The 21,280-nt window shown below is 58.8% G+C and carries 21 protein-coding genes and 1 tRNA gene; 7 read left to right on the top strand and 15 right to left on the bottom strand.

Annotated elements, in window-relative coordinates:
* The first annotated feature begins 247 nt into the window (after window positions 1–247).
* Together JUI81_RS21050 and tam are read left to right on the top strand one after the other, a co-directional pair.
* Complete coding sequence (locus JUI81_RS21050; protein WP_018926816.1) at window positions 248–577, top strand: YXWGXW repeat-containing protein; 330 nt, start codon at window positions 248–250, stop codon at window positions 575–577.
* Between the two features lie 71 nt (window positions 578–648).
* A complete protein-coding gene (tam, locus tag JUI81_RS21045) occupies window positions 649–1,419 on the top strand; it encodes a trans-aconitate 2-methyltransferase (RefSeq protein ID WP_204124958.1) in 771 nt (256 codons plus the stop codon).
* A gap of 50 nt (window positions 1,420–1,469) precedes the next feature.
* Here tam and JUI81_RS21040 read toward each other — a convergent pair whose 3' ends face one another.
* The 3 genes from JUI81_RS21040 to JUI81_RS21030 all read right to left on the bottom strand — a co-directional run bounded on the left by JUI81_RS21040 (window position 1,470) and on the right by JUI81_RS21030 (window position 2,694).
* Window positions 1,470–1,877, bottom strand: a complete 408-nt coding sequence (locus tag JUI81_RS21040) for a type II toxin-antitoxin system HicB family antitoxin (RefSeq protein WP_008036180.1) — start codon at window positions 1,875–1,877, stop codon at window positions 1,470–1,472.
* A gap of 36 nt (window positions 1,878–1,913) precedes the next feature.
* On the bottom strand, window positions 1,914–2,093 hold the full coding sequence (locus JUI81_RS21035) for a type II toxin-antitoxin system HicA family toxin (protein ID WP_007984690.1): 180 nt from the start codon (window positions 2,091–2,093) through the stop codon (window positions 1,914–1,916).
* A gap of 265 nt (window positions 2,094–2,358) precedes the next feature.
* A complete protein-coding gene (locus JUI81_RS21030) occupies window positions 2,359–2,694 on the bottom strand; it encodes a hypothetical protein (protein WP_018926814.1) in 336 nt (111 codons plus the stop codon).
* A 308-nt stretch (window positions 2,695–3,002) separates the two neighbouring features.
* Here JUI81_RS21030 and JUI81_RS21025 point away from each other — a divergent pair, with 308 nt between their 5' ends.
* From JUI81_RS21025 to JUI81_RS21005, 5 genes are read left to right on the top strand one after another with little or no spacing between them, the layout of a single operon-like run.
* On the top strand, window positions 3,003–4,475 hold the full coding sequence (locus JUI81_RS21025; protein ID WP_204124985.1) for a cytochrome c oxidase subunit II: 1,473 nt from the start codon (window positions 3,003–3,005) through the stop codon (window positions 4,473–4,475).
* 48 nt (window positions 4,476–4,523) lie between these two features.
* Window positions 4,524–6,299, top strand: a complete 1,776-nt coding sequence (gene ctaD / locus JUI81_RS21020; protein WP_204124984.1) for a cytochrome c oxidase subunit I — start codon at window positions 4,524–4,526, stop codon at window positions 6,297–6,299.
* Window positions 6,296–6,982 (top strand): cytochrome c oxidase subunit 3, encoded by a 687-nt coding sequence (locus JUI81_RS21015; RefSeq protein ID WP_204124957.1) that lies wholly within the window; start codon window positions 6,296–6,298, stop codon window positions 6,980–6,982. The genes ctaD and JUI81_RS21015 overlap by 4 nt, the downstream gene beginning before the upstream one ends.
* Window positions 6,983–6,988: 6 nt before the next feature.
* Window positions 6,989–7,702 (top strand): heme-copper oxidase subunit III family protein, encoded by a 714-nt coding sequence (locus JUI81_RS21010; RefSeq protein WP_026286474.1) that lies wholly within the window; start codon window positions 6,989–6,991, stop codon window positions 7,700–7,702.
* A gap of 13 nt (window positions 7,703–7,715) precedes the next feature.
* Window positions 7,716–8,033: a cytochrome C oxidase subunit IV family protein gene (locus JUI81_RS21005; protein WP_007935708.1), complete on the top strand. Its 318-nt coding sequence runs from the start codon at window positions 7,716–7,718 to the stop codon at window positions 8,031–8,033.
* Window positions 8,034–8,084: 51 nt separating this feature from the next.
* Here JUI81_RS21005 and JUI81_RS21000 read toward each other — a convergent pair whose 3' ends face one another.
* From JUI81_RS21000 to JUI81_RS20945, 12 genes are all read right to left on the bottom strand, one after another.
* Window positions 8,085–8,639, bottom strand: a complete 555-nt coding sequence (locus JUI81_RS21000) for a hypothetical protein (protein ID WP_018926809.1) — start codon at window positions 8,637–8,639, stop codon at window positions 8,085–8,087.
* 265 nt (window positions 8,640–8,904) lie between these two features.
* Window positions 8,905–8,978: transfer RNA gene (locus JUI81_RS20995), tRNA-Gly, on the bottom strand.
* A 182-nt stretch (window positions 8,979–9,160) separates the two neighbouring features.
* Complete coding sequence (locus JUI81_RS20990) at window positions 9,161–10,045, bottom strand: alpha/beta fold hydrolase (protein WP_204124956.1); 885 nt, start codon at window positions 10,043–10,045, stop codon at window positions 9,161–9,163.
* Window positions 10,046–10,361: 316 nt separating this feature from the next.
* Window positions 10,362–11,054, bottom strand: a complete 693-nt coding sequence (locus JUI81_RS20985; RefSeq protein ID WP_019580866.1) for a pseudouridine synthase — start codon at window positions 11,052–11,054, stop codon at window positions 10,362–10,364.
* 33 nt (window positions 11,055–11,087) lie between these two features.
* Window positions 11,088–11,306 carry a cysteine-rich CWC family protein gene (locus JUI81_RS20980; protein WP_019580865.1) on the bottom strand — a complete coding sequence of 73 codons (219 nt, stop codon included), beginning with the start codon at window positions 11,304–11,306 and terminating at the stop codon, window positions 11,088–11,090.
* A gap of 122 nt (window positions 11,307–11,428) precedes the next feature.
* Window positions 11,429–13,207 (bottom strand): allophanate hydrolase, encoded by a 1,779-nt coding sequence (gene atzF, locus JUI81_RS20975; protein WP_204124955.1) that lies wholly within the window; start codon window positions 13,205–13,207, stop codon window positions 11,429–11,431.
* Between the two features lie 25 nt (window positions 13,208–13,232).
* Complete coding sequence (gene uca / locus JUI81_RS20970; RefSeq protein ID WP_204124954.1) at window positions 13,233–16,949, bottom strand: urea carboxylase; 3,717 nt, start codon at window positions 16,947–16,949, stop codon at window positions 13,233–13,235.
* A gap of 220 nt (window positions 16,950–17,169) precedes the next feature.
* Window positions 17,170–17,811: an urea amidolyase associated protein UAAP2 gene (locus JUI81_RS20965; RefSeq protein WP_019580862.1), complete on the bottom strand. Its 642-nt coding sequence runs from the start codon at window positions 17,809–17,811 to the stop codon at window positions 17,170–17,172.
* 11 nt (window positions 17,812–17,822) lie between these two features.
* Window positions 17,823–18,548, bottom strand: coding sequence for an urea amidolyase associated protein UAAP1 (locus JUI81_RS20960; RefSeq protein WP_019580861.1), 726 nt, complete (start codon window positions 18,546–18,548; stop codon window positions 17,823–17,825).
* 12 nt (window positions 18,549–18,560) lie between these two features.
* Complete coding sequence (locus tag JUI81_RS20955; RefSeq protein WP_018926801.1) at window positions 18,561–19,349, bottom strand: ABC transporter ATP-binding protein; 789 nt, start codon at window positions 19,347–19,349, stop codon at window positions 18,561–18,563.
* Window positions 19,350–19,368: 19 nt separating this feature from the next.
* Window positions 19,369–20,184, bottom strand: a complete 816-nt coding sequence (locus tag JUI81_RS20950) for an ABC transporter permease (RefSeq protein ID WP_204124953.1) — start codon at window positions 20,182–20,184, stop codon at window positions 19,369–19,371.
* 17 nt (window positions 20,185–20,201) lie between these two features.
* Complete coding sequence (locus JUI81_RS20945; RefSeq protein WP_204124952.1) at window positions 20,202–21,269, bottom strand: putative urea ABC transporter substrate-binding protein; 1,068 nt, start codon at window positions 21,267–21,269, stop codon at window positions 20,202–20,204.
* Window positions 21,270–21,280: the final 11 nt, after the last annotated feature.

The raw sequence follows: 21,280 nt of genomic DNA, 5'->3' as shown, positions 1-21,280 counted from the left end.
TTTATACTGTCAAAACTGCTTTGCTGGTCGGTCGACGAACGGTCATTTCGGTTATGGCTTCCAACGATTTGGCGATAAAAAAGGCTTATCCAGATCCCCTGTGTTTTCCGTCATCAAGTGATCCGGGTTCAGGCAATAGACAGATAAGACCTGTTAAAAAAGCAGTGAACCAGGCAGGAGCATGGTGGAAAAGGGGGCGTTTTTTTGCTGGTTCACTCAACTTGGCTTTCAAGCCAGAGGAGGCGGCATGTTGTTACGTTACATGGTGTTGCTGGCAGTGGTGGTTACCGCAGCGGGTTGTGTGCAGGAACGGGTCGTTCATGACCGGCGTCCGGTGGAGCGTGAATATGTTGAGGTCATCGCACCGCAGCCGCCGCCGGAACGCGTTGTCGAGGTAGAGCCCGCGGGGCGACCGGGTTACCTCTGGTCCAGGGGGTACTGGCGTTGGGAAGGCGGGCGTTATGTCGCGGTTCATGGCCATTGGGTCCCGGAGCGACCGGGGTATCGTTATGTGCATCCGCACTGGGAGCAACGTAACGATGGCTGGCATTGGCGGGTGGGGGCGTGGGTTAACTGACGCGGACGATGTATCGTAGCCAACCGGTTGTCTGCCCCTGGCGACAACAATGCACCCGACAGGAGAGCGATATGAGTTGGTCCGCCAAACAATACGTAGCTTTCGAAGATGAGCGCACGCGCCCGGCGCGTGACTTGCTGGCCGCCATCCCTGCGGTGGACGTCCGTTCGGCCATCGACATCGGTTGCGGCCCCGGCAATTCGACCGAGTTGCTGGTGCAGCGTTTTCCCGATGCCGCGGTGCGTGGGTTGGACAGTTCGACCGATATGATCGAGGCCGCCCGCAAGCGCCTGCCTCAGGTACATTTTGACACCGCTGACATTGATACCTGGAACGAGACCGGCCCGTTCGATGTGATTTTCGCCAATGCGGTGCTGCAGTGGGTGCCGGATCACGCCAGGCTGCTGCCATCGCTGGTAAACAGGCTCACGCCCGGCGGCAGCCTGGGCATCCAGATGCCCGATAACCTCAACGAACCGTCGCACCGGTTGATGCGCGAGGTCGCAGCGAACGGCCCGTGGGCTGACAAGCTGGCAAGGGCTGCTGGCCAGCGAACGGGAATGGAGGATGCAAGCGGCTACTACTCAATGCTGCGTGGCCACTGCACTCGCGTCGATGTATGGCGCACCACTTACTATCATCCGCTCGCGGACGGCGCATCGGGTGTGGTCGAGTGGTTCAAAGGCTCCGGTTTGCGGCCTTTTCTCGAACCATTGGATGACGTGGAACGGGTGCACTATCTCAAGCAGTATCAAGCGGCAATCGAGCAGGTCTATCCGGCGCTGAGCGATGGTTCGGTGCTGCTGCCGTTTCCGCGGTTGTTCATGGTGGCAACGCGCTGACGAATCAAAGGGGACACATTGTCCCCTTGATTGATCCGATTTTCAGGCTATCAACTTTGCTGCAAGACCTTAAGCGCCGCCGAGGCTAGAAACCCGGAGCGACTTTTCTCTTCCGGATGGTGCAATACGTACTCATCGATGCGGTTGAGCAGATAGCCGGGCAGGGTGATGTTGAGTTTCTGCGCCTTGCCCAGGTATTTGGTGACATCGATATCCACCACGGCCCACGTACACCCTGCGTACTGTGGATTAGCCGCATGCAGGGTCACTTTGTTGGCGGGCGGAATCGGTGATCCGTCTTCGGCCAGAATCTCGAAATGACCTTCGATGGCTTCGCGAGCCATGGCCATGGCGTCATCCAGATCTTCCCCGGCGGAGAAGCAACCTGGAATATCCGGAACTTCTACGCCCCAGGCGTGTTCGTCATCACCCATGGAAATCGCGATGGGGTAAAGCATGTTTGTTATCCTCCGAGGGCGCAGTCCATCGGTTCGTCAGAGCAGCGCCTGTTGCAAAATACTAATGGCCGTTTTCTTGAGCAGGTCCTTTTTCGGGTGAGGAACCGTCACCAGTCCAGGCTTGGTCGGATGCTTGAAGTGGTGATGACTCCCCCTGATTCGTACCAGATACCAGCCGTCCGCAACGATTTGGCTTATCAAAAACCGGCTATTCACATCACCTCCCTGTGGTGTGCTTGTGGTTACTATACCTACTGAAAATCACTAATCAACACTATAACCACCAACCCACCCTGGATACGGATGGTAGACCGGCATGAAACGAGTCTAGGAGGGCATGTCGCGATGGTTTGGGTAGAACCCGTTTTCTGTATTGCAGGGTTTTGCCGCAGCGCTGAAGCGCAAGGAATGCTCAAATTTCAGGCATAAAAACCGGCCGCTGCGGACCGGTTTTTGGGTTCCCGCGCATCATGCGGCGTTTCTAAAGCAACTGATCAATCAAAACCGCATTGGTGTAGATCAAGCTTCCATCACTCGCTCGATGCCCGACCAAATGGAACTGACCGCGCTCGTAATGCAGATAGACGCGCATCTGGCAGTCGGACAAGGGGCCATATCCCTCTGGCAAGACCAAATCCATTGTGCTCATGTCGACATCGACCATGGCTTCGGGCTCATGGGTCTCTTGTAGACGTTCTTCAGCTTGCTCCAGACGCAGATGAAGGGGGTCATCGACGTCAAAATGGATCTCACCGATCGGGATGGACTTCTGGTCGGGGCTGGGCTTGCACCAGCCTTCGATCGTCAGGGCACTCATGACGAAATCTCCGTCGTGGACTGCTGGATTCTGTGGCTGTTGTTCTCAATGTCATCACTTATCTGACTGTTACGCATAGGCAGGGTTCGCCTTTTGGGCCGCTTCTGGCCGATTCCTGCCGTTCGTAATCTGACATTGAGTATAGCTGGCAACCGGGCCTCGCTTGCCCGCCTCACGGTACAGCCCGATGGCTCTATACTTCTTACTGACTTTGTCATCGGGATGGGTGGCAGTTGTCGGCCCTGCTTGGACGTCAGTGGCGATGCTTTGGCATAACCAATGAGCAACAGGAACAGGATGAAGAGAACATGGCAATAGCAATTATCTTGATACTAATCGTTATTGCATCAGTACTCTTCCATATACTCGCGCCTTGGCATGCAACACCGGCAGCTTCCAACTGGGGATCCATAGACACCACCCTGTTTATCACCCTGATCATTAGCGGAATATTCTTCATCGCCATTACGGTTTTTATGGCGGTGGCGGTGATGCGTTATCGTCACAAGGAGGGATCCAGGGCGCACTACCAACCAGAAAGTAAAAAACTGGAACTATGGTTAATTATCGTTACTTCGGTAGGTATTGTCGCCATGCTGGCGCCAGGCCTGGTTGTTTACGATGATTTTATCCGGGTGCCGAAAAATGCCTATGAACTTGAGGTGATCGCCCAGCAGTGGCAGTGGGCCTTTCGCTTCCCCGGCCAAGACGGGAGGTTGGGTAAGTCAGATATCAAATTTGTTGATTCCACCAACCCCCTCGGCCTTGATCCCAATGATCCTGCCGGGCAGGACGATGTACTGATAAAAAGCAATGAAGTTCGTCTTCCGCTCGATAAGCCGGTGAAAGTTTTACTGCGATCCAAAGATGTATTGCACGATTTCTATGTTCCGCAAATCCGCAGCAAGATGGACATGGTGCCGGGGATGGTGTCGTACTTTTGGTTTACACCGACCAAAACCGGGAAGTATGAAATTCTTTGCGCTGAATACTGTGGTGTCGGTCATTACAACATGCGCGGCCAGATGATCGTGGAAGAGCAGGGAGCCTTCGATCAATGGCTGAAAAGCCAACCGACGTTTGCACAGACATTATCGACAGCTGCCAAGCCCAGTCAGGACAGCGTGCTGGAAAAAGGCCGCCAGTTGGTCGAAAAATACGGTTGCGGGGCCTGCCATAGCCAGGATGGCAGTGCCAGTCTCGGCCCGGGATGGAAGGGCTTGTATGGCCGCACTGAACAGCTTGCCGATGGCACCAGCGTGCAGGTCGATGAGGCTTACCTGAAAGAGTCGATCCTCGATCCGAAGGCCCGTCTGGTACAAGGCTACCCGCCGGTCATGGTGACCTATACTCTCAATGACGATGAATTGGGTGCACTCATCGCCCTGATCAAATCACTGGGTGCTGCGCGACAAGGCGAGGAATCTGCTGCCGGCCAAGCGCCGGGCCCAGGTGAAGACCTGGCGGCGCAAGGACAGCAGTTGGCCGAATCGCTCGGCTGCCTGGCCTGCCACAGTGTCGATGGCAGCAAGGGCATCGGTCCCAGCTGGCAGGGTCTGTACGGCAAGACCGAAACCCTTGCCGACGGTACGAGCATCAAGGTCGATGAGGGCTATATAAAAGACTCGGTTCTTAATCCCGCTGCCAAAATCGTCAAGGGTTATGCACCCGTCATGCCGGTCTTTGCTCCCAGCGATAAGGAGTTGAATGCACTGATCGCTTTTATCAAATCCAAAGCGAATGCCGACGCTGATACGAGCAAGGCGCAGCCAGGGAAATAGCCGTAAGCAGCCAGCAGTACACCGAAACTTCGACAGGAGGATGACGTGATGGCCTATGCGGAGCAAGCCGAAACAGAAGCACTGCACGAGCCTAAAAGTTTCCTGACCAAATACATCTGGAGTCAGGACCACAAGGTCATAGCCATTCAATACTCCTTGACGGCTCTGTTCGTGGGGCTTATCGCCGTGGTGTTGTCCGACTTGATGCGCTTACAGATAGGCTTCCCCGGCAGTTTGGCGTTCATGGACGCCAATACTTACTATCAGGCGATGACCATGCACGGCATGATCATGGTCATTTATTTGCTGACGGCTCTGTTTCTGGGCGGCTTCGGTAACTATCTGATCCCACTGATGGTGGGCGCCCGCGACATGGTCTTCCCCTACGTCAACATGCTGAGCTACTGGTTCTACCTGGTGGCGGTACTGGTATTGCTCGCCGGTTTCTTTGTGCCGGGCGGTCCCACCGGTTCGGGCTGGACGCTCTATCCGCCGCAGTCCATCACCAAGGGGACACCCGGGGTCGAATGGGGCATTGTCCTGATGCTCGTCTCTCTGGCGATTTTTATTGTCGCCGCCACCATGGGCGGGCTGAACTACGTCACCACGGTATTGCAGGCACGCACGCACGGCATGACATTGTTTCGCATGCCGCTCTCCGTATGGGGAATCTTCATGGCCTCGATCATGGCCTTGCTGGCCTTCCCGGCGTTGTTTGTCAGCGCGGTCATGATGCTGTTCGACAAACTATTGGGCACCAGCTTCTTTATGCCGGCGATCATCTCGCTGGGGCAGCAGCTCAATCATCAGGGCGGCAGCCCGATATTATTCCAGCACCTGTTCTGGTTCTTCGGCCATCCGGAAGTCTACATCGTGGCTCTTCCTGCATTTGGCCTGGTCTCCGACTTGATCAGCACCCATGCACGTAAAAATATCTTCGGCTACCGAATGATGGTGTGGGCGATTATTGCGATTGGCGTGCTCAGCTTTGTGGTCTGGGCGCACCATATGTATGTCAGCGGGATGAACCCGTACTTTGGCTTTTTCTTCGCCGTCACCACCTTGATCATCGCGGTTCCGACCGCACTGAAAGTCTATAACTGGGTGTTGACCCTGTGGCGGGGCGACATTCATCTGACCGTGCCGATGCTGTTTGCCCTGGCCTTTATTGTCACCTTCCTGGTGGGCGGTCTGACCGGGTTGTTTCTCGGCAATGTGATTGTGGACATTCCGCTCTCGGACACCTATTTCGTCGTCGCCCATTTCCATATGGTCATGGGAGTCGCACCGGTACTGGTGGTGTTCGGCGGCATCTATCATTGGTTTCCGAAAGTCACCGGGCGGATGTTTAACGACACCCTGGGCAAGCTGCATTTCTGGATTACCTTTCTGGGTACCTACGCCATTTTTTTCCCCATGCACTACCTGGGTTTCCAGGGCATGCCGCGCCGTTACTACGCCTATGAAAACTACGCGTTCATCCCGCAGTCGGCGCAAGAGTTGAATGCCTTCATTACGGTGGTCGCATTGATTGTCGGCGTTTCCCAGTTGCTGTTCGTGTTCAACCTGGCCTGGAGTGTATTTAAAGGTAAGCCCGCAGGCAGTAATCCCTGGGGCGCGGCCAGCCTGGAATGGCAAACGCCGAACACCCCACCGGTACACGGTAACTGGGGAGCGAAACTGCCGGTCGTGCATCGCTGGGCTTATGACTACAGCGTGCCGGGGATAGAGCAGGATTTCGTGCCGCAAACGGTCTCTGCCGAGGAGCTGGAGCAAATGCGGCAACTCAGTGCCGGAACCAAGATAGCGGACGTTAAAACATGAACAGACTGCTATTGAGAAACGCCGACGACGCTGACCCCGGCGGCAGTTGGAATCGCGATCCTGAAGGTGTTCAGGCCGACGCCGATAGAAGCCGAACCGCAAGGGTAGGCCTGCGCTTGTTTCTGGCGGTGGTGAGTTCGTTATTCTTTCTCTTCCTGCTCGCCTTCATTGCCCGCTCACAAATGGCTGACTGGCTACCCCTGACAGACCCCTTGGCGCCGTTAGCCAATCCATGGCCGTTGTGGGTGAATTCGGCTTTTCTGGTACTGAGTTGCATCGCACTGCAGTGGTCGCGCATGGCCGCCCGACAGGCTCGACTGGACGCAACGGTCATGGGTTTTGTAGTGGGGGGGGGATTTGCAATTGCCTTTCTGACGGGACAAGTCTGGGTCTGGCAGCAGTTTGTCGCCTGGGGCTACTTTGTCGCCAGTAATCCGGCCAACAGTTTCTTCTACCTGTTAACCGGTGTGCATGGCCTTCACCTGCTGGGCGGGCTGATTGCCTGGGGCATAACCGTCGCTAAATTCCTGCGTCACGTGCCGTTGCCGCAACTGCGCGTCAGCGTAGAGCTCTGTACCACCTATTGGCACTACTTATTGGGTCTTTGGTTCGTGCTCTTCGCGCTCCTGACCAGCACGCCGCAAACCTATGAAGCCATCGCCAGATTCTGCGGCCTGAGGTGAAAAGCCATGGCATCGCACCCATTAGCACCGGCCGAGTCAAGTTCATCCAATCCACCAAGCCCGCCGCCTGCCCCGGGATGGCAGGGCATCGCCAGCGACTGGGCCTCGGATAGGGAGGCTTTCAGGCAGGTCCCCTGGGGCAAGGCGATGATGTGGATATTCCTGCTCAGCGATACGTTTATATTCACCTGCTTTTTAACCGGCTACATGTCGGTCCGCATGACCATCACCGCCCCTTGGCCGAACCCCAGTGAAGTGTTCGCATTGACGATTGGCGGCAGAGAAATCCCGCTTATTCTGATCGCCATCATGACCTTTGTACTGATCAGCAGCAGCGGCACCATGGCCATGGCCGTTAACTTCGCCTATCGCCGTGATCGTGCGAAAACCACGGCCCTGATGCTGGCGACCGCGGCCTTGGGCGTGACCTTCGTCAGCATGCAGGCATTTGAATGGAGCAAGCTCATCGCCGAAGGCGTGCGTCCCTGGGGGAATCCCATGGGGGCGGCGCAATTCGGGGCCAGCTTCTTCATGATTACCGGTTTCCACGGGCTGCATGTGTCCATCGGCGCCATCTATCTCAGCATTGTGGCGATGAAAGTCATGCGAGGAGATTATGAGCGCTCCGGAAACTATCAGAACGTCGAAATAGCCGGGCTTTACTGGCACTTCGTGGACTTGGTGTGGGTGTTTATTTTTGCTTTCTTCTATTTATGGTAGAGGAGCACGGGTGATGGCGCATGCTCAGGGTCAACAACATCCGATTAGTCTGTACCTCAAAATCTGGGGGCTGTTATTCGTCCTCAGCACGATGTCGTATCTGGTCGACTACTTTCACTTCCATGGCTACCTTCGGTGGGCCCTGATTATCACTTTCATGTTGTTGAAGGCAGGTTTAATTGTCTCCATCTTCATGCACATGGCTTGGGAACGGTTGGCCATGGTCTACGCCATATTGGTGCCACCGTTGTGTTTGCTGGTACTCGTCGGGCTGATGGCCACCGAGGCGGATTATGTTTTCCTCAGCCGGGTCATTTTCTTCGGTCAATAAACAGCTTACGGAGGGCCTTGAGCCTCCGGGGTCAACCCGCAGTAAATGGCGTTATATCGTTCGCTTGAACTGATGCCATTTGTGCAGCCAGGCGACTGTCCAGTGAGGGGATGCCGTACCCGTGCCGGCGATCTTCAGTTTTGGATGATGTTCAATGACCCGATCCAATACCGGCTCCTGATTCGGATCAACATCCACGAAGAAGATATGTTTGCCGTCTTCCACCATCTGTTTAAAGTTGCGGAAGTGCGCGTTAGGTACCTGAATACCAAAAAAGCCGCCTTCCCAGATGCAGAAGCCAAATATAACAATGGCAAGGAAGATAAAAGGTACCCAGCCAGCGGCGGTTTCGGTCCAGCCCAGCCAATAGGCACCGCCAAGGATCAGCGCTGCGAGTGGCACACCAACCACTGCACCAATCTCGCCAGAGTGAACAACATCCTGTTTCATCAACGAGTTGACCTCGTGGAGATGGTGTTCTTCAACATCAGCCACTTGTTCGCTGAGCACATGAATTTGTTCGGTATTGATGCCGTTGGCTTCCAGTTCGGTTTCAAGGGCTTCGAGATCGTCGAGATTGTCACTGATGTAATAGTGTCGGTTCATGCCACACCTCCCATCTCGTGTTGGCCGTAGGCCTCCTCTGTCCCGCAGCCGTAAACTGAGATTTGCAGTCGGTATCTGCGCCCGTGGGGAACGTTGCACACTTCATGCAATCCGTAGGAAGTATAGCATTCGCTAGTATGCGGGGCCGGAGGCGTCAAGGACTGGAGGGCCCCCAAATCCCAGGCACAAAAAAACCGGCCATCAAGGCCGGTTTTTTCTTTACCTGCATCCCCCGTCAAAAAACGACGTGAGACTGAAATCTGATTGGAGCGGGTGAAGGGAATCGAACCCTCGTTATCAGCTTGGGAAGCTGGAGTAATGCCATTATACGACACCCGCTCAGAGCGGCTGACTTTGTACCAGATGTGAGCGCGGATTTGAAGTTTTTCTTTATGCGCGATGGCTTTAGCGCCGGGTGAAACACAAACAGGGACCGCTTGGCGGTCATTCGCGGGCAAGCCTCGCGCCTACGGGAGTGCGTTCAACACAGTAGGGCGGGGCTTGCTCGCGATGACTCTGTTTCAGATTGCCAATGCATGGTGGTCCTGGACGTAGTGGTAACGCAGCCGGCTTTCGTGTTGCGTCGGCTTCAGGAAGCCCAGCAATGCGTTACGGCTGTCTTGGCAGGCAGTTTTATGTTCCATGTCGAGGAAGTGGCCGGTGGCCTGAAGGGTGCTGAAGGTGCTGTGTTGTACATGGCCGGCGAACAGCCTGGCATCGGCGGGGGCGGTGTACTCGTCCCATTCGCCGTTCATGAACAGCACTGGCACATTGATTTTCTTTGCCGCGTTCAGGTAGCAGTTGCGGTCGCTGTTGAGCACGTCGCTGATGTGGAAGTGCATCTGCCCGTATTCGTGTTCGGCCAATGAGCTGACGTGACGGTGGTTGAAGCGCTTGAACAGCGAAGGCAGGTGTTTGCCGATGGTGCTGTTCACCAGATGGCCGACGCGGTCACCGTCCCGGTTGCCGAGGTAATCGACACCGCGCTGAAGGTAGTCGAGCATGTGCTCGTTGACCACCGGCGAGAACGAACTGATCACAGCCTTTTCGATGCGCCGTGGCCGGTGGGCGAGGGCGACGAGCGTGGCGGCGCCACCAAAGGAAAACGACAGTACGTGTTCGGCGGCGAAGTGGTCGATCAGCTCCAGGAGGATCTGCCCTTCGATTTCCTTGGTCAGCATTTTCTCATGCAGGTTGTGAGCCTTGGACTTGCCCGCGTAGGGCTGGTCGTAGCACACCACATTGAACTGCGGATAAAGGTTTTTCACGGTTTGGGCAAACGACGCAGTCGTGGACATCGAGCCGTTGACCAGAATGATGGTCTTTTCTGCGGCGTCTGCGCGATAGAACTCCGTGTAAACCCGATACTGACCCTGTATATCCAGCACAGCGATTTCTGGCCTCATGACATAAGACTCCTGGCAAGCGGGTATGCGCGCAAATCAGATTGCACGAGCTTTGTGACAGGTAGGCATACGCCTGGAATTTTTGAAGGCCCATGTCGATCCATTGCACGCCGGTCGACGGGTATTGTTATAAGCGGGCAGTTTGCCGGGGGAAGGCGGAACCTGAGGGTTCTCTGCCGGCAAAAAGTTTCTTAGAGTAGTTTTGGTGACTCGCCGGTCACATTTCGCGCCGACGTCCTGATTCAAGCAGGGGTCACGTCATCGCGCAAGTATCTTTCAAAAAATATTCGACAACTTCTGCTGAGCGGTCGCCTGCTTAGATCAATCGGATCTCTTCGACGCTCAGCGGCCGGTATTCGCCGGGCTTCAGCGCGTCGTCGAGCAGCAGCGGTCCCATGCGTTCGCGGTGCAGGCGCAACACCTTGTTGTCGAAGTGGCCGAACATCCGTTTTACCTGATGATAACGGCCCTCGACGATGCTCAGGCGCGCCGATCTTGCCCCGAGCAAGACCAGTTCGGCAGGTTGGGTTGTGAGGTCTTCGAAGGCGAAGTACAGGCCTTTGGCGAATGTGATCGCGTAGTCGGCAGTGATCTCCTGCTCCGTCTCGACGTAGTAGACCTTGGGCAGTTTGGTCTGTGGCTGGGTCAGGCGTCGCGACCAGGTGCCGTCGTTGGTGATCAGCATCAGGCCGGTGGTGTTGAAGTCCAGGCGACCGGCGATGTGCAGGTCATCCTTGTCCGCTTCATGGATCAGGTCGAGCACCGTCGGGTGTTGCGGGTCGCGGGTGGCACTGACGCAACCGGGCGGTTTGTGCAGCATGAAGTAGCGGGCCGGTTTGCCGACTTGCAGCACTTCTTCGTCGACTTCCACGCGGCTGAACTCAAGCACCTCGGTGTGAGGATCGCTGACGATAGTTCCGTCGACCCTGACGCGCTTTTCCACCAGCAACAGGCGTACCTGCTTGCGGTTGAAGCGGGGCAGGTTGCTGAGGAAACGGTCAACGCGCATGGCCAGGGATCGGTGGGAAAAGGGCTGCGTATGTTACGTGATCGGCCAGGCGGCTGCTTGCAACTGCGCCTCGACCCGGGCGCAGGCCGGGCACAGGCAGGACTTGTCACGCAGCTCGGCCGGCAGCGTTTCGAACACCGCCGGGTCGATGCTGACGCCGTAGCACCAGCAGGCACGATCGACGGTTCGTGGGTCGGCCAGACTGCAGTCGTTGGAAGCGCCGCAGGCCGGGCAGAGGTCTGGCTTATTCATGAAAGGGTCATTTGGTAATGGCCGGTTTGCTTGGCCCGAGCTGCGCATGATCGTCCCGCAAGCCGCCATGTGCAAGCTAACGCTCGCACATTCCTGAAGGAGCCTTGACGGTGATCAGGCGATCAACCCAGGCTTTTCAAATACGCCCGCCACCCGCCCAAATGACTGATTTCCACCGCCCCATCCAGCCCATACGGCTCACAGATAAACCCGCTCTCCCAACGCCCATCCGCCAGTTGCACCTTGCCCAGTCCCAGTGGAGCAGGAATCCCGGTGAGGAACGACCCCAGCTCACTGCTCGGCAATTCCCAGACTTCCACCGCAATCGCCACGCCGCCCTCTTTAACGCGGACCATGCCGGGGCGATACGGTGGGCCGCCGGCCAAGGCATACAGCTGATAATCGGGAGAACTCTGAGTTGTTTCTACCAGCCGCGCTCCACGCTGTTTGAGTTGCCAGTTCAGCGCCAGCCCCTCCAGGTGCGCGCCGCAGACCACCAGTCGTGCCCGGTCATTGCGCGCGATGGCGGCCGGTGCGGGTGACGCCAAGCCCTGCTGACGTTGCAGGGCATCCGCCACGCTCAACAGATACTGATCGGTAAACGCGCGACCAAACAAGGTTACGCCCCATGGCAAACCATTGCCCATCAATCCGCTGGGCACGGCGACGGCAGCGTAATCGAGCAGGTTCATGAAGTTGGTGTAGTAGCCCAGTTCCGAGTTGCGCAGTACCGGTTCGGCGGCAAGTTCCGCCAACGTCACCGGACGGCCAATGGTTGGCGTCAGCACGCAGTCGAGGCCCTCCAATACTCTGTCGCACAGCGCCTTCAAGACTTGCAGCCGGTAGTGGGCGCGGAAGGTTTGCACGCCGGTCACCGCCGGGGCCTTGGCCAGCACGGCACGAATCACTGGCAACACGGCTTGAGGATTTTGCTCCATCAATTTGCCGGCCACACTGTAACGCTCAGCCACCCATGGCCCTTCGTAGAGCAACCGCGCCGCTTCAAGGAAGGGCGACAAATCCAGTTCGACCGCTTCACCGCCCAAGGCTTTAAGCTGGTCGATGGCGTCGCCAAGCAACAACGGGCCTTCAGGGCAGCCGAAGAACGCCAGGTCCTGCGCACGGGGCACACCGAAACGAAACGCGCGCGGCGTGCCGAAGGCCGAGCCGTCATTCCACAGCGGATTGCTGCGGCTGTATTCATCCCGTGGGTCGAGATGAGCGGTCAGTGCCAACAACTGACTGGCTTCCCGAGCCGTGGCCGTAAAGGTCGTGACGCAATCGAGCGTGCGACAGGCCGGAACCACCCCGGCCGTGGAGATCAGCCCTTTGGTGGCTTTCAAACCGACCAGATTGTTCAGCGCCGCTGGTACGCGTCCGGAACCTGCGGTGTCGGTGCCCAGGGCAAAACTCGCTACGCCGAGCGCCACCGCCAGCGAAGACCCGGCACTGGAACCGCCTGATGGATATTCCGGCAACACGCTGTTCGGGCAAGCGCCATACGGCGAGCGGCTGCCGTTGAGGCCGGTGGCGAACTGGTCGAGATTGGTCTTGCCCAGCGGGATCGCGCCCAGCGCCAGCAGTTGCTCGACGATGGTCGCCGAACGCTCCGGCACGTAGGCAAACGCCGGGCACGCCGCCGTGGTCGGAATGCCCGCCAGATCGATATTGTCCTTGATCGCGAACGGCACGCCGTACAGCGGCAGGCTGCCTGGGTCACGACCATCGAGGGCGGCGAGGTACGGTTCCAGTTCCTCGGCGCTGAGTAAATGGATGAACAAGTGATAGTCCGGGTTCAGCGCCGCGGCTTTTTCCCGCAGGCTCGGCAGCAGTTGCCGAGGCGTGATGTGGCCATCACGGTAAGCGTTGCGCAGGGCGTCGAGTTGCAGATTGATGTTCATGGTTCAGATCCTTGTTGTAATGGCTTCAGTCGAGTTCCAGCACCACGACGCGCTGTCCGGCGCGCACTGGCGAGCCTGGTTGCACACGAATCTCGCGCACCACACCGGCCATGGGCGCGAGCAGCGGGATTTCCATCTTCATCGACTCCAGAATCACCAGCACATCACCGGCGACCACTTGGCTGCCGACCTCCACCTGAACCTGCCAGAGGTTGCCGGCGATGTGGCTGTCGATGCTCTGCTGACCGTCGGCCAACAGTGCCTCTTCGGTCACTTGCGGCGCCGGTTCTTCACTGTCGAAATGCGCCTGACCGCTGGCGATCCAGCGCTCGCGCTCGGCGTTGAACGCACCTTTTTGCTGATCCCGAAACGCCGCAATGCTGTTGGCTTCCTTCGCCAGAAACGCCTGGTAATCCGCCAGGTTCAACTGACTGTGCTCGATGTTCAGAGCGAAGCGCCCGAGCGGGAAATCCCGTCGAATGCGCAGCAGTTCGTCGGCGCTTACCGGGTAGAAGCGGATTTGATCGAAGAACCGCAGCAGCCACGGTTTGCCATCGAACGCGGCGACCTCGCGGTAGCGATTCCACATCTGCAAGGTCCGGCCGACGAATTGATAACCACCGGGGCCTTCCATGCCGTACACGCACATATAGGCGCCACCGATGCCTACCGAGTTTTCGGCGGTCCAGGTGCGGGCCGGGTTGTATTTGGTGGTGACCAGGCGATGCCGTGGGTCGAGCGGGGTGGCGACCGGAGCGCCGAGGTAGACATCGCCCAGCCCCATCACCAGATAGCTGGCGTCGAACACCGTGCGCTGCACTTCGTCGAGGTTCGGCAGGTCGTTGATGCGCCGGATGAACTCCAGGTTGCTCGGGCACCATGGGGCGTCCTTGCGCACGGTGGTCATGTATTTCTCGATGGCCAACTGGCAAGCCGGGTCATCCCACGACAGCGGCAGGTGCACGATGCGTGAGGGAACCTGCAAATCTTTGGCGGCGCACACAGCGTCCCACTCACCGACGACGATGCCCAGCAGATCGGCGAGCGGCAGTTGCTCCGGTTGGTAATGCACTTGCAGCGAACGGATGCCCGGCGTCAGGTCGATCACCCCGTGCAGGCGTTTGCCTTCCAATGCCTGCATCAGCGCGTGGGCGCGGAAGCGCAGGACCAGGTCCAGTTCCGGTGCGCCGATTTCCAGCAGCAAATGCGTGTCGCCCGAAAGGCGTGCAACCAGCCGTGTATCGTCCTGCCCGATATCCAGCACCACAGGCGACACAATCCCCTGTGGGAACACATTACCTGTGGCGAGGGGGCTTGCCCCCGTTGGGTCGCGAAGCGCCCCCAATACCTGCAATCGCGCAGCATCAGATGTATCGAGTTGACTGATTGGCGACTGCTTCGCAGTCGAACGGGGCGATGCGGCGTTCCGACAAGCCCCCTCGCCACAATGGTTCTGCATTGCCAGAGAGCGAGCGGTTTTCAGATCGACCGGCAAAAACTGCACCTTGTCTCCAGCCTTCAGTTGCCCGAGCTGCCAAAGATCCGCTTCGATCACCGTCACCGGGCAGACAAACCCACCGAGGCTCGGACCATCGGGACCGAGGATTACCGGCATATCACCGGTGAAATCCACCGCGCCAATGGCGTACGGATTGTCGTGAATATTCGAGGGATGCAACCCGGCTTCGCCACCGTCGGCCCGTACCCATTCCGGCTTCGGCCCGATCAGTCGCACACCGGTGCGGCTCGAGTTGAAATGCACTTCCCATTGAGTGGCGAAGAAGGTGTCGATGTAGTGTTCGGTGAAGTATTCCGGTGCGCCATGGGGGCCGTAGATCACCCGAATTTGCCGCACGGCCGGCAACTCGGTGACCTGCTCATCAGGCAATTGAACACCCGCGCTACGGTCGATCAAGGCAGGCACATGCAACACGTCCCCGGCACGCAACGCACGACCGCCATGGCCACCGAACTGACCGAGGGTGAAGGTACTTTTGCTGCCCAGGTAATCCGGCACTTGCAGGCCGCCGCGCAGGCACAGATAGCTGCGAGCGCCTGCACCGGCGATTGTGCCGAGATGCACTGTGGCCCCGGCCGGAATCAGCAGCGCGGTGTTCATCGGTGCCGCTTCGCCGTTCAGCGTCAATGGAATCTGCGCACCGGTCACCGCCACAACCGCATCACAATTGAAGCGCAGCATCGGCCCGCTCATGGTGATTTCCAGGGCCGCTGCGCCTTCATCGTTACCCAGTAAAAGATTACCCAAACGCAATGCACGACTGTCCATCGGCCCCGACGGCGGCACACCCACCGCCCAGTAACCGAGACGCCCCGGATAGTCCTGAACGCTGGTCTGGGTGCCGGCGCTGATCACCTCGAAGGTGTTGGCCTGGTAGACCAGCGCTTCCAGACAACGGGTCCATGGCTGGCCGCTGGCAAAGGGCACATCGAGCAGAATCTGTCGCAGGTAATCGCGGTTGGTTTCCACACCGTACAGCAGGCTGTCGCCCAAGGTTTGGAGCAGATCAGCGCGGGCCTCTTCGCGAGTCGGCGCCCAGCGGATGACCTTGGCAATCATCGGGTCGAAGTAAGGCGGGATCTCGCAACCGGCCTCGACCCACGTGTCGATGCGCAGGTGTTTGCCATCGGCGACGGGGAAACTTACCGCCGTCAGCAGGCCGGGGCTCGGTTGAAAATCCCGCCCCGGATCTTCGGCGTAGAGCCTTGCCTGGATCGCGTGGCCGTCGGCTTTCAAGCCTTGGCTCAATGCGTTCAATGGCGGTAAATCTCCGGCCGCCAGTTCCACCATCCAGCGCACCAGATCCACGCCCCACACTTGCTCGGTGACACCGTGCTCCACCTGCAAACGGGTGTTCACTTCAAGAAAATAGAAACGCTGGGCGTCACTGTCGAAGACGAACTCCACGGTGCCGGCGCTGCGGTAATTCACTGCCTTGGCGAGTTTGATCGCGGCAAGGCAGAGCGCTTCGGCCATGCCGTCGGGCAGGTTGGGTGCCGGGGTTTCTTCAAGGACTTTCTGGTTGCGCCGCTGCACCGAACAGTCGCGCACGCCGAGGGCAATCACCTCGCCCTGGCCGTCGCCGAACACCTGCACTTCCAGATGTCGCGCGCGCTGGATGTACTTCTCGATGAACACACCGGCGTCGCTGAAGTTGTTCTGCCCGAGGCGTTTGACCGCTTCGAAGGATTCGCCCAATTCGGCGGCGCTGCGGCACACGCGCATACCGATGCCGCCACCGCCGGCGGTGCTTTTGAGCATCACCGGGTAGCCGACCTGTTCGCCAGCGATCAATGCCGCGTCAAGGCTGTCGAGCAGTTCGGTGCCTTCGAGCATCGGCACGCCGTGTTGTTTGGCCAGGGCGCGGGCGGTGTGTTTGAGGCCAAACACGCGCAGTTGCTCAGGCGTGGGGCCGATGAAGGCGATATCGGCTGCTTCGCAGGCCTCGGCGAACGCGGCGTTTTCCGAGAGGAATCCGTAGCCGGGATGGATCGCCGTAGCGCCGGTGGATTTGGCGATGGCGAGGATTTTGTCCACGGCAAGGTAAGTGCCGGCCGCCGCGCCTTCGCCCAGGCTGTGAGCTTCATCGGCTTGCAGGATATGCCGGCTGGCGGCGTCGGCTTCGGAATAAACGGCGATGCCCTTGACCTGCAACTCTCGCAGGGTCCGCAGAATGCGGCAGGCAATGGCGCCACGGTTGGCGATGAGGACTTTTTCGAACATGGCATAACCCCTGGAGGCGATAGCGCATCAGCCTCGACCTGGGATGCGGGCCGTCCCGCAGTTTTTCGATGAGCGCCGGGGTCGTCCCCGACGGCAGAATCAATTCACTTCAAAACACCACCGCTCCTACATTGGTATTTGTGGTGTTTTTACTTTTTGAGGCACTGGCCGGAGCGGGCCTGACACAGGGCAAACAACCACCGCCGCAAACGCGCAAGTTTCAGTTCCATACCAAAAGCTCCGCAGGCGTGGGGTTGTAGGCGTTGCACGGGTTGTTCAGTTGCGGGCAGTTGGAGATCAGCACGATCACGTCCATCTCGGCGCGCAGGTCGACGTATTTGCCGGGCGCTGAAATCCCGTCTTCAAACGTCAGCCCGCCATCGGCCGTCACCGGCACATTCATGAAGAAATTGATGTTCGGCCCGATGTCGCCCTTGCCCAGGCGCCCGTCGTGGGCGCAGGCGCGCAGGTAGTTGTCGCGGCAGCTGTGCATGTAGCGTTTTTCCAGGGCGTAACGCACGGTGTTGCTCTCTTGCGCGCAGGCACCGCCGAGGGTGTCGTGACGCCCGCAGGTGTCTTCGACGATGGTCAGCATTGGCTTGCCGAGGTTGGAATAGAGCACGCTGCCGGTGCTCAGGTAGACGCTGTTCTGCCGACGCAACGTGCGTTGCACGTCATAGCGTTCCCTGGGATTGGCAAGGCTGTAGAACAGAGTGTCGACCGCCTGATTGCCTTCCAGGTCGAGGATACGCAGGGTCTGGCCGGCCTTGACCTCCATCAACCAGGGTTCGCCGGCCGGGATGGTGGCGCGGTAGACCGCTGTTTCTGGTTGCTTGTGGGCGGTGGCGATAGCGAGTGACATGGCAGCGATCCTCAGGCGAACAGACGGTCGGTGTTGATGAAGCCGCGCTCGTTTTCCGGGCGCGAGGTGCGGCAGTGTTCGGCGACGCTGGCATCAGCGTTCATCCAGCTCAGCTTCAGCGGTTTCGGTGCATATTCCGGCGACGGATCCATCGGGTGTTGCAACGCGGTGAGTACCACCAGGGTGTCCATCGGCGCGTATAACTCGATGTAATCACCGGCCTTGGAATTGCCTTCGACGAAGTGGAAACGGCCAGCCTCATCGACGTTCACCCGGCTGAACAGGTTGAGCGTCATCAGCAGGTCGGACAGGCCCAGCCCCCACTTGCCCAGCTCCACCAACAAGTTGTCGGTGCCGTTGCGGAAGAAGCCGTTGCGCAGTTCCTGATAGCGACCCTGGCCATATTTTTGTGCGACTTCTTCAGCGCAGAGCACGCCGCCGAGGCTGTCGCTCCAGCCACAGGTGTCGGCAGTGATCGCCGCCAGCACGCGGCCCATGTCCGAGTACAGGCAATGGCCGGTGGTGAGCTTGGCGGTGTGTTGGCATTTGAGGCTGTCGGGCAGGTTCAGGCGTTCGGTTTTTTCGTTGGCGTTGAGCAGCGTCAGGCTGACGTTGGCACCGCCGCGCAGGTCGGTCAGGCGCAGTAATTGGCCGCGTTTCAGAACGAATGAACGATGGCCGCCGCCGGGGAGCATTTCTTCGGCGAACGGCGGGAACAGTTGGGTCGAATCAGTCATGTGCAGATTCCTCTAAGCGATACGAAGCGTGCCTGCCAACTGAGCTGGCAGGGCGTCGACGGCGGCGCGGTTGGCGCGGCGGTCGCTGTTCAAAGGGATGTCGTAGGTGATGCGTGCGCCATAGGCGCCGGGGGCGTGCGGGTCGACACGGACCTTGTCGAACACCAGCAAACGGGTGCCGAGACTGAAACCTTCGGACAGGTCGTGAGTGACCATGAACACCGTCAGTTGCGTCTCGCGCCACAGCTCCAGCAGCAGGCTGTGCATGTCTTTGCGGATGCCCGGATCGAGGGCGCCGAACGGTTCGTCGAGGAGCAAGACCCGCGGCTTCATGATCAATGCCTGGGCAATCGCCAGCCGTTGCTGCATGCCACCGGAGAGTTGCGCCGGATACTTGTCCAGCGAATGGCCGAGGCCGACTTTGTGCAGCAACACCGAGGCATGATCGCGTGCCTCTTTTTTAGTGCTGCCGAACAACCGCCCCAGTAATGGCGAGCGCGGCAGTTCGAGGCCGAGGGCGACGTTGTCCAGCACGGTCAGGTGCGGGAACACCGAGTAGCGCTGGAACACCACGCCACGGCTCGAATCCGGTTCGCCAGCCAATGCCTGACCGTCCAACAGAATCTCGCCGCGACTGGCGCGTTCCTGGCCGAGCAATAGCCGCAGGAAGGTCGATTTTCCGCAACCCGACGCGCCGACCAAGGTGCAGAACTCACCTTCGTTGACGCTCAGGTTCAGCCCTTCAAGCACCACCTGATCGGCGTATTGCTGCCAGACGTTTTTCACTGTGATGAAGCTCATGCCCGCGCCCCTTCATAACTCATTTGGAGGCACCTTGGTGCCAGGGAAAGGCCCGTTGGGTCAGGCGCTTGAGGCCCCAGTCCATCAGCCAGGCGAGCAGGGTGATCCACACCACGTAGGGCAAAATCACGTCCATCGCCAGGTAGCGGCGCACCAGGAAGATCCGGTAACCCAAACCGTCCGTGGAGGCGATGGCTTCGGCGGCGATCAAAAACAACCACGCCGAGCCGAGCATCAGTCGCAACGAGATCAGCAGGCGCGGCAGCAATTGCGGCAGCACCACACGCAACATCAAGGTCCAGGTGGAAGCACCGAGGGTCTGCGCCTTGATCAGCAATTCCACAGGAATTTCCCGGGCGCGCTGTTCCAGGTCACGGGCCAGGCATGGGGTGATGCCGATCACGATCAGCATCACTTTCGACAACTCCCCCAACCCGAACACGATGAACAGAATTGGCAGGATCGCCAACGGCGGCACCATCGACAGCACCGTCAGCACGGGCGACAACGGCGCACCAAACAGCGGCAGCGTACCGGCGGCGATGCCCAGGCACAGCCCGGCCAACGCACTGATGCCTAGGCCGATGGCCAACCGCCGCAGGCTGGAGGCGGTGTCTTGCCAGAGCAGGTATTCACCAGTGCGGGTGTCGGCGGTGAAGGCCAGGCGTTTCACCGCGTCGGTCATCTGCGCGGCACTGGGCAGCAGTTTGTCGTTGGGGTTGTCCATCAGCCGTTCGGCCGAGCCCATGAAGTAGGCGAACAGCACCAGGGCGAACGGCAGGATCACCAACAGCAGGCGACTCGGGCGATCCGGGTGGCGATTGATCAGGCGCATGGCCAGCTCCTCCTGTCTTAGAGCTTGGCGTCGGCGGCCATCTGCACGTAAGTCGGGTCGAAGCGCAGCTTGAGGTTGCCTTTATCACCGCTGGTCACGCCATTGGCGAAGGCCATGCCGATGGCGCTGGTATCTTTGGCGCCTTCACCCAGCAAGCCGTGTTGGAACGAGAACTCGGCGACCTTGCGCATGGTGTCGGGCAGTTGCTTGCTGGTGGAGAACGCCAGGGCTTCTTTGGGCGTGGCGAACAGTTTGGTGGTGTCGAGTTGCGCCTGGAAACCGGCCAGGTCGGTGCCCAAAGCTTTGGCCATGTGTTCGAGGGCGGCCTGGCTGGTGGCGTTTTTCGCGTTCATCAACGCGACCACTTCGAACCAGGCGCCGGTCAGGGCTTTGCCCAGGGCCGGGTTGTCTTTGAGGGTGGCGCTGTTGACAACCATCATGTCCATGATTTCGCCGGGGATCTGGCTGGAATTGAACACTTCAGTCACCGCAGGCTTGGCCTTGATGTCCGAGAGCATCGGGTTCCAGGTGGTGACAGCGTTGACCTGTTCGGTGTTGAAGGCGGCGGAGATGTCGGCGTCGGAGGTGTTGACCACTTTCAGGTCCTTCTCGGTGAGGTCTACCGAATCCAGAGCACGGGCCAATAGATAGTGGGACACGGACAGCTCCACCAGATTGACGTCCATGCCTTTGAGGTCAGCGACTTTCTTGCCTTCGCCTTTAAGCACAATGCCGTCGTTGCCGTTGGAGAAGTCGCTGACGATCAGCGCCGTGCTGTCGACGCCACCGGCCGCCGGAATGGTCAGCGCGTCCATGTTGGTCATGGTGCAGCCGTCGAACTGGCCGGCGGTGTATTGGTTGATGGATTCGACGTAGTCGTTGAGCTGCACCACATCAATCTTGATGCCGTACTTTTTCGCCCATTTGTCGACGATGCCCTGGCTGCCGGCATATTCCCAGGGCATCCAGCCGGCGTAGATAGTCCAGCAGACGCTGAAATGATCTTTCTGTGCGGCGTGGGACGAGACACTTACGAGGGCTGCAAAAGCAGCGGCGAGCAGGGTGGGTAAACGAAGTCGGGACATGGGATGGTTCT

This window comes from Pseudomonas sp. 008 (genome assembly GCF_016861935.1).
Taxonomy (GTDB): Bacteria; Pseudomonadota; Gammaproteobacteria; order Pseudomonadales; family Pseudomonadaceae; genus Aquipseudomonas.
This window is presented reverse-complemented; position numbering and strand designations above follow the sequence as displayed.